The organism is Nostoc sp. WHI (assembly GCF_015714725.1).
GTDB lineage: Bacteria > Cyanobacteriota > Cyanobacteriia > Cyanobacteriales > Nostocaceae > Nostoc.
Genome location: NZ_WBKM01000012.1, coordinates 23,197 through 31,132 on the forward strand (window position 1 = coordinate 23,197; position 7,936 = coordinate 31,132).

7 protein-coding genes and 1 pseudogene are annotated in these 7,936 nt (G+C 38.1%); 2 read left to right on the forward strand and 6 right to left on the reverse strand.

All coding sequences use genetic code 11. The features are described from left to right. Positions 1-6: 6 nt before the first annotated feature. The 3 genes and pseudogenes from F8S12_RS00930 to F8S12_RS00940 all read right to left on the reverse strand — a co-directional run. Positions 7-1,008: pseudogene (locus F8S12_RS00930) on the reverse strand (diguanylate cyclase domain-containing protein); the annotation flags it as partial. 57 nt (positions 1,009-1,065) lie between these two features. Next, a complete protein-coding gene (locus F8S12_RS00935; protein ID WP_196514357.1) occupies positions 1,066-2,046 on the reverse strand; it encodes an ABC transporter substrate-binding protein in 981 nt (326 codons plus the stop codon). A gap of 514 nt (positions 2,047-2,560) precedes the next feature. Then, a complete protein-coding gene (locus F8S12_RS00940) occupies positions 2,561-2,779 on the reverse strand; it encodes an Hfq-related RNA-binding protein (protein ID WP_196514358.1) in 219 nt (72 codons plus the stop codon). A 69-nt stretch (positions 2,780-2,848) separates the two neighbouring features. On the opposite strand from F8S12_RS00940, the gene dapF reads away from it, so the two are divergent. Beyond that, positions 2,849-3,712, forward strand: a complete 864-nt coding sequence (dapF, locus tag F8S12_RS00945) for a diaminopimelate epimerase (RefSeq protein WP_196514359.1) — start codon at positions 2,849-2,851, stop codon at positions 3,710-3,712. Positions 3,713-4,006: 294 nt separating this feature from the next. On the opposite strand, the gene F8S12_RS00950 is transcribed toward dapF, so the two are convergent. After that, positions 4,007-4,279 (reverse strand): hypothetical protein, encoded by a 273-nt coding sequence (locus tag F8S12_RS00950; RefSeq protein ID WP_196514360.1) that lies wholly within the window; start codon positions 4,277-4,279, stop codon positions 4,007-4,009. A 76-nt stretch (positions 4,280-4,355) separates the two neighbouring features. Continuing rightward, positions 4,356-5,294 carry a GTPase family protein gene (locus F8S12_RS00955; protein WP_196514361.1) on the reverse strand — a complete coding sequence of 313 codons (939 nt, stop codon included), beginning with the start codon at positions 5,292-5,294 and terminating at the stop codon, positions 4,356-4,358. A gap of 200 nt (positions 5,295-5,494) precedes the next feature. Between F8S12_RS00955 and F8S12_RS00960 the strand changes: the two genes are divergently transcribed. Beyond that, positions 5,495-6,898 (forward strand): nSTAND1 domain-containing NTPase, encoded by a 1,404-nt coding sequence (locus tag F8S12_RS00960; protein ID WP_196514362.1) that lies wholly within the window; start codon positions 5,495-5,497, stop codon positions 6,896-6,898. A 69-nt stretch (positions 6,899-6,967) separates the two neighbouring features. On the opposite strand, the gene F8S12_RS00965 is transcribed toward F8S12_RS00960, so the two are convergent. Then, positions 6,968-7,651: a DNA-3-methyladenine glycosylase family protein gene (locus F8S12_RS00965; protein ID WP_196514363.1), complete on the reverse strand. Its 684-nt coding sequence runs from the start codon at positions 7,649-7,651 to the stop codon at positions 6,968-6,970. Positions 7,652-7,936 lie beyond the last annotated feature (285 nt).

Consider the following 7,936-nt stretch of genomic DNA (forward strand, 5'->3'; position numbering starts at 1 on the left):
GTGTATCTAATGAGTACAATAGCGATCGCGCCCCTTTTCTTTAGCATTGTACAGTGCTTTATCGGCTGAAGCGATGAGTGTATCTGGCTTAATGTCGTAAGTGGGTATGACACAAGTAATACCCAAACTAAGGGTAACGATATCCTTGACATCAGACCGTGCATGGGGAATAGCTTGATCGTGAATTGCTTGTTGAATATTTTGTGCTACTTTGATTGATCCCGCTAAGTCAGTATTGGGGAGGAGTACCGAAAATTCTTCTCCACCGTAACGCGCCACGAGATCAGCAGGACGATAAACTGTCTGTTGCACTGTTTTCGCTATTCTAATTAGACAATCATCGCCTCCAAGATGACCATAGTAGTCATTGTAAGATTTGAATTTATCAACATCTAATAAAATCAGTGATAGGGGTTGTTTTTCTCGTGCAAGGCGTTTCCATTCTGCTTGCAGTCGTCCATCGAAGCAGCGACGGTTAGCCACCTGAGTCAAACCATCTAGATTTACCAGCTTTTCTAGTTTCTGATTTGCATCTTCTGCTTTTTCTTTAGCAATTAATAACTCTGCTGTTCTCTCCTGTACCCGTTGTTCTAAAGTTTCAAAAGATATTTGTAACTGATGTGCCATATTGTTAAACGATTTTGCCAGTTGACCTATTTCGTCTTTTGAGCTAACTTTGGCGCGGATATCTAAGTTACCTGCGGTAAACTGGAAAACTATATTGGTAAGGTAAATTATTGGCTGGGTTAGCAGTTGCCCAATAGCAAAAGCGATGATTGTTACTACTGAAGCAATAATTGCAAATAGAAACATTGCGTCACGAATTTGCTTTTCTAAAGGTGCTAGGGCAACAGCAAGGGGCTGTGCAAACAACACAGACCAAGGTTTATATTTTAAACGAGCGATCGCAATCAGATTAACCTGATTACCTGTTGCTGACAAAGATGCAATTAGATACGACTGTTTATTATCCAATGCTTGCTTAAGTTTTGACTCATTTGCGACTAAGACGGATTAATGTTTCTGTCGCCAATTGTATTTCGGGGCTGTCATCTCGCCTTTAAACTAGGAGGGAGGATTCAAGAACGAAGAATTGAACAAACTTTTTAACTCAGGAATGCGCGTCACGTTTCCAGAGCGAATAAAAAAGTCTGCATATATCTTGGCCGTTTTGTAGATAGAGTTAGGGTTGCTAGATTGAAATAATTTTTGATTTTCACTTAAATTAGTTAGGTTTATTCCCTCCAAAGAAAGTGTATTGCTAGGAATTTTTAATGCTTTGCTGACGATCGCGTTTCCTTCCTGAACATTTGCCTTCCAGTAAGCCGAGGCTTGCAGCCATCCTCGCACAAATGCACGAATCTCTTCGGGGCGATCGCGGATTGTATCACTGCGAAAGATAATCATATCTAAAATTAAGCCAGGGGTTTGTTTGCTGGTAAATAGGATATATCCTCCTAATTTCATTGCTTCAGAAAGATGAGGTTCCCAAGTGTGTCCGGCTTGAATAGTATTATTTTTTAGACGTTGAGGAATTTCTGAAGCCTCTAATTTAACCAAGTTAACATCATCGCTGGTTAAGTTAGCAGTTTTCAACATTTCAGTCACGAAAACTTCGCTAAAACCGCCTAGATTTGCACCCAGCTTTTTCCCTTTCAAGTCAGCGACGGTTTTAATTTGTGCTTGAGCGACTACTACATCTGCTCCTGTTGATTGATCTATAACGATCGCACCTTGTATATCTGGATTTGTGGTGCTCAAGATTATAAAACTTCCCAAGGACAATGAAATTCCATCATACTTACCCGCGCTGAAATTTGCTTGTTCCAATTGAATGGATCGTTTATAAATTAGTTTTACATCTACCCCTTGGGCTTTGAAAAATCCTTTTTCTTGAGCAATGATGCCTGGATACTCTCCAACAAAAGATCCAAATATCACTTTTAAGGGAGGGCGTTTTAATTCGGTCGGTGTCCAAGCATGACAAGCAAATAGCAAACAGGCGATAATGAAAAAAATGCTAGCGTATCTAAGAACTTTAAACATACAATGTTTAATATCTTTAATCATTTATGCTCAAATTTGCAATAAATAAACTATCTGTTAAAATCCAAATTAGTGAGAGAATTTGGTGAAAGATTGAATCAAATAAATTTCTATTTTTCAAATTTACCTAATTAATTCTCTGGCAAAATTAGTATTTATTGATAAAGCAGCCTCATGAATTGATTAATCCCTTCTTGAGACATACAAATTAGATTATCAGATGTTAGATAATTTTCTTTTGTATATTCAAAATTTGAGTAATTATTTTCAGCAAATATATATCTTACACTTAGATGCTTATTGGTGTATCAAAATGCTATATATTACAAGAGGTTTACATAGAAAGTCATCATACTTGGCTGAAAGAACGATCGCTTTCTCTTGTTGTAAAACACTCGCCGTTAAAGCGATCGCAGCCTTATGATTGCCCTTAATAGTGATTTTACAGGGGATGCAGGTAGATTGCTGAGAGCGGTATTAGCGCTACCCAGCAATAAAAGGCAATTTTCATCTCCTAAGTTGTTTTCGGCTTGATGTATGCGATCGCTTGTTTCCAAACAGTGGTTTGCTGACTGTTTTCATCAGTAATACAGATACACTGTGGATCTTGCCATAAAACCCTCCCTGTGAGTACATCACCAGTCAGCAGCTTTAACTCTACTGGTATTATTTGTTTGATCAGGTTTTGAACTTGTCTAATACTAGGCAAAGTGGTGTCAAATTCGGTAAGCATTTTTAGTAAAGATAAACCTACAAGGCAAAATAAAGAGTAACTAATCCTTGATAATTCATCCTTGAAGAAATGGCAATCGAATTTACTAAGTATCATGGTCTGGGTAATGACTTTATCCTGATTGACAATCGCTCGTCATCTGTTCCTGTGCTGACACCAGAGCAAGCCATCAAATTATGCGATCGCCACTTTGGCATCGGTGCTGATGGTGTCATTTTTGCATTACCTGGCGAAAACGGCACGGACTACACCATGCGGATTTTTAATTGCGATGGTTCAGAACCAGAAATGTGTGGCAATGGCATTCGCTGTTTAGGTGTCTTTTTAGCAGACTTAGAAGGCGAATCTCGAAATAAAGACTCATATCGCATTCATACTTTAGGTGGTGTGATGATTCCCCAACTCATATCTGATGGTCTAGTGAAGGTAGATATGGGTTTACCCAGGTTACTTGCTGGCGAAATTCCTACCACCCTTGCACCCGCCCAAGAAAAAGTAATTTCTCAGCCGCTAGAGGTGGCGGGACAAACTTGGGAAGTTACCTGTGTAAGTATGGGAAATCCTCACTGCATAACCTTTGTAGAAGATGTAGCAGCAATTGAGCTAGAAAGCATCGGCCCTAAATTTGAGCATCACCCAGCTTTTCCTCAACGCATAAATACCGAATTTATTCAAGTAGTGCGCCGTGATTATTTGAAAATGCGGGTGTGGGAACGGGGCGCTGGGATTACATTAGCTTGTGGTACTGGTGCTTGTGCTTCCTTGGTAGCTGGAGTATTGGCTGGAAAATGCGATCGCGCCGCCACTGTAGAATTACCAGGTGGCCCCTTGCAAATTGAATGGTCAGAAGTAGACCAACGGGTTTACATGACAGGCCCGGCTGAACGAGTATTCACTGGTAAACTTTCAGAAGTGCTGATTCCTGAATCCTAAGTAACCCCATAAACTAGCCCTGTCAAGTTGAGTTCGTAGGGGCGCACAGCTAGCTATGCGCCCCTACCACATGTGACAACCTCTGAGAGGATGTTTGAAAAGTCCTCTTGTCGGTATCAAAAGTTCTAGATTCCTCTAAATCAAGAGATAAATTGGGGACTTTAATTCCGGTTCTCCCCTTTTTAATGGGGTTAGGGGGGATCTAAAAGTGCCTAAAGTCACAGCTAAATACTTTTCAAACATCCTCTAAGTATAATAATTTGTAGAGGTTTTCATTTTTTAGGAAACTTTTATTTATCCTAAACCCGCCTTTTTACCTTCTTCCCACCCATCTTCAAAGGCTCTAACAATAGCTGTCCCAAATGCAAGAACCCGTCCTACAACATAACCCAAAAGTTTAGCAATGGAACGGAATAACTCAGAAACAAAAAGTTTTAAACTTGCTTCTGATTTGGCTGCTATTCTAATTTCAGTATCGCTCATAGAGTCTATTTGTTTAAGTAATCTAGCTTTAATTTGAGCCATATCATCGCCAGGAATATGAGTCTCATCGGGAACGTAAGTCATTATTAAACTCCTGATTTGTAGATGAATTTTTACTATCTGATTGGTTAGCAAAGCTGCCAAGAAACTGTGCTATAGGCTACAAACCTTTCTGGTTTAACCAGGCTAAAAATGCTTTTTGATCACCTGCAAATTTAGCAAACTCTTCTGGTGGTATAGTCGAAATAATATCCGACATCTTTGCTGGTTGAGGTTGTTGAGTAGTTAATCTTTCTCGTCTTTTCTCTGGAGGTAATAATTGAGGATCAACAAATTCTAGGAAGTCAGCTAAGGCTTTACGAGATGCAACTACCCATTGTCGTTTTCTAGGTACAGCATCCATCATCGCATCAAATAATTGAGGTAAATTGTAACGTTTGTTAGCAGAATATCCTACAATTGTTCCTTTCCAATTAGGCAATACCTCTCGAATTTTTCTTTTAACGTCACGGATTCTGCCATTGATATTTGCTTCTTGTTCTTCACTGGGTATATTTGCTTGAGGATGCCAATCTCTTTCTCCAGGATGAACTAAATCTACCTTATTTAATGCAATGACCATTCGCTCTAATAATCTGGGATTAATAGATTGTAGTTCTTCTTCTAAATATTTCTGAACAGAAGCGATCGCTCTATTCTGTGCGTCTAAAATCCACAAGGCAACATCAACTTCCTTTAATACTGTTTCATAAATGGCGATATGTTCTTGTTGTTTTAAACGACTTTCACCCAATCCTGGCATATCATAAGCAACTAATGCTCCATTAACCCCTTCAAGTTCATTAAAAGGGATTTCAATTCCTCTCGCTACTTGAGTACAGGCTTCGGTATGACTTACTTCTACACCTGCGTTAAACAGTGCATTGAGTGTAGAGGATTTTCCTACGCCTGCTTCACCAATAAAAGCAAAACGAGGAGGAGGTTCATTATTTACCTTGTCCTCAATCTTGCCGTAGATTTCCTCGAAATCATCTTCAGACATCTTTTGACCACCCAGAAGGTCTTTTGATAAATCCTGAACTATGCTTCTCAAATCCATAGATTTTTGCTTGGTTATTGAGTAAAATTTGTAGCCTACTTACGTATGCTAGATTACTTGTTTTAAATATTGAGGACTGGAAAACCTTGATTTCCTTCTGTTTTTTGTAAAAAAATATTAATACAAACCCTCGAAAACACTTGATAATCTAACCTCATACAACGTTATAATAGCTACAAACCTTAGCATATCTAGCTTGTATGACTGTTACAGAAGTTTTACAATTGGTAGATCAATTAGTCTTTAAACACAGAGCAAATCATTTAAACGACTTACAGAGTAAAGTAATTAAAGGTATTTGGGAAGGTCAAACTTATAGTGAAATTGCTGATGGTTTTGGTTATGAAAGTGAAAATCATGTGGGAAACGTCAGTCGCGATTTATATAAAATCCTATCTAAAGAATTAGGTGAAGATGTTACTAAGTCTAATTTCGGTTGGTCGATAGAAAGATTGGCAACTTCACTTAATTCATCGCAGCAAATAGTTGGAATCATAAATAATCATATTAATTTGTGTCTAAATACATCTAATGGCCAGAAACAAGCCTCTAACGACGAAGAGAAAACTAAACAAAAAACATCTTATATCAACCTAAAACAATCCCCAAAAATAAGCAATTTTTGCGGACGTAGTAAAGAACTTTCAACTCTATCTCAATGGATAGATAACCCCAATACTCGCTTAATCTCAGTCTTAGGAATTTCGGGGATTGGTAAAAGTGCGCTGGTGAGATACTTCATTGATATTCATACAATTTCTTTTGATGCAGTTATCTGGAAAAATATTAAGTTATATAAATCCTTAAACTCTATAATTACAGAAATTCTCAGCGAATTAAATACAAATAATCAAAATATAAATACCAATAGCTTATTAAACCAATGCTTACAATTATTCAATCAAAAGCGATGCTTAATTATTCTTGATAACTTTGAAGAAATATTTACAAATAAACAATTTGCAGGACAATATAAACCTGAGTATCAAGATTATAAAAACTTTCTACAGATAATTACAGAAATTGAACATCAAAGTTGTTTCATTCTGCTCAGTCAAGAAAAGTGTCAAGAAATGATATCGTTAGACAATGAACTTTATCCGAGTCATTGTTTGGAATTATCAGGACTCGATGAATCAGCTACACAGATTTTACAGAGTCAAGACTTAAAAGATGAGGAAAGCTGGTTACAGTTAATTAATTTATATGAAGGTCATCCGACATATTTACAGTATATAATTATCTTAATTAAAGATGTATTTCATGGTGAAGTGGCTGAATTCATAAAGGAAAATAGTTTGATATTGACAGAAGATTTAAAATCTTTGTTTGACTCAATTTGGATAAGATTATCTGACGTTGAAAAAGATATTTTGTTAGAGATTAGTCAACATAATCACTCTATATCAAGAGATGAGATAAGACAGTTTTTGTCACTGTCATCAATGGATATAATTAATGGGTTACAGTCATTATCTAGACGCTTTTTAATCACAAAATCAGAAGGTAATGAAAAATTATTTAATCTGTCTGCTGTTTTTAAAGAGTATCTAAGATTTTATCAATCAGTAACCAATAATCCTGAATTAAACAAAAATTTATAGTAAGCAGTTCTAGACTGTTGAAATTACAGCGCTTTTCATTTGCATGGAATACACACTTTGAATACTAAATTATTGTAAGACGCGCATCAGCTTATTACCATTGGCATTACTTAAGTAGTAGTGCCATAAAAGTCTTGCAGCGATCGCTCTCCACGGTCGCCAGTGCTGTGTCATTGCTTCTAGTTGTGCTGGTGTTGGACGCGTCGCCAATCCTTTGAGCTTTTGGAAAGCGATCGCGATCGCCAAATCGCCTTTAGGAAAAACATCAGGACGTTGCAGCGCCATTAGCAAGTAAATATCAACTGTCCAGTCTCCTATGCCTTTGAGACGCTTTAACTCAGTTCTGATAATAGTTTCATCCATTTTCTCCAGCTTGGTTAGGTCAAGCTGACCACTTGCAATCGCATCCGCTAACCCACGACAGTATTGAATTTTTTGCCGACTGAATCCAATTCCTTTTAATTGAACATCATTTAATTTCAAAAAATTTTCTGGTGTCAGAGTTACAACAACCTCACATAGTCGGGTAAATATAGCCCTTGCAGCTGCTACGGAAACTTGCTGTTCCAGAATTATGCACAGAAGCGTTGCAAAACCCGGTTCTCTTGACCATATTGGTGGAGGCCCCAATGTCTCTAAAATCCGAGCCAAATCGCTATCAAGATTGGCAAGCACCATTAAACCACGGGTAAGACTTTCTTGAGTCAACGATTCTAATTTAAATGTTTGTGTGGTTGTTTCTTCTAATGTCATTTTTGATAAATTGCGATCGAAAAAGGGACTAAGGACTGGGAGGTTTGAGGTTCTGAGGCAATACGCTTCAGTTAAGATCCCCCCGCCTGCGGCGACCCCCTTAAAAAGGGGGTAAAAGAGATATGAGCAAGCCTTTTTAAGGGGGGGGTTGGGGGGATCTCCGAACACTAAATATCACTAATCCAAGCGTATTGGATTCCGAGGTGGATGAATCCAGTTCCTAGTCACGTGTGCAGCGCTCTGCTCCCTGCCCCCTGCCCCCTGCCCCTTTTCCTCTTCGCTGAC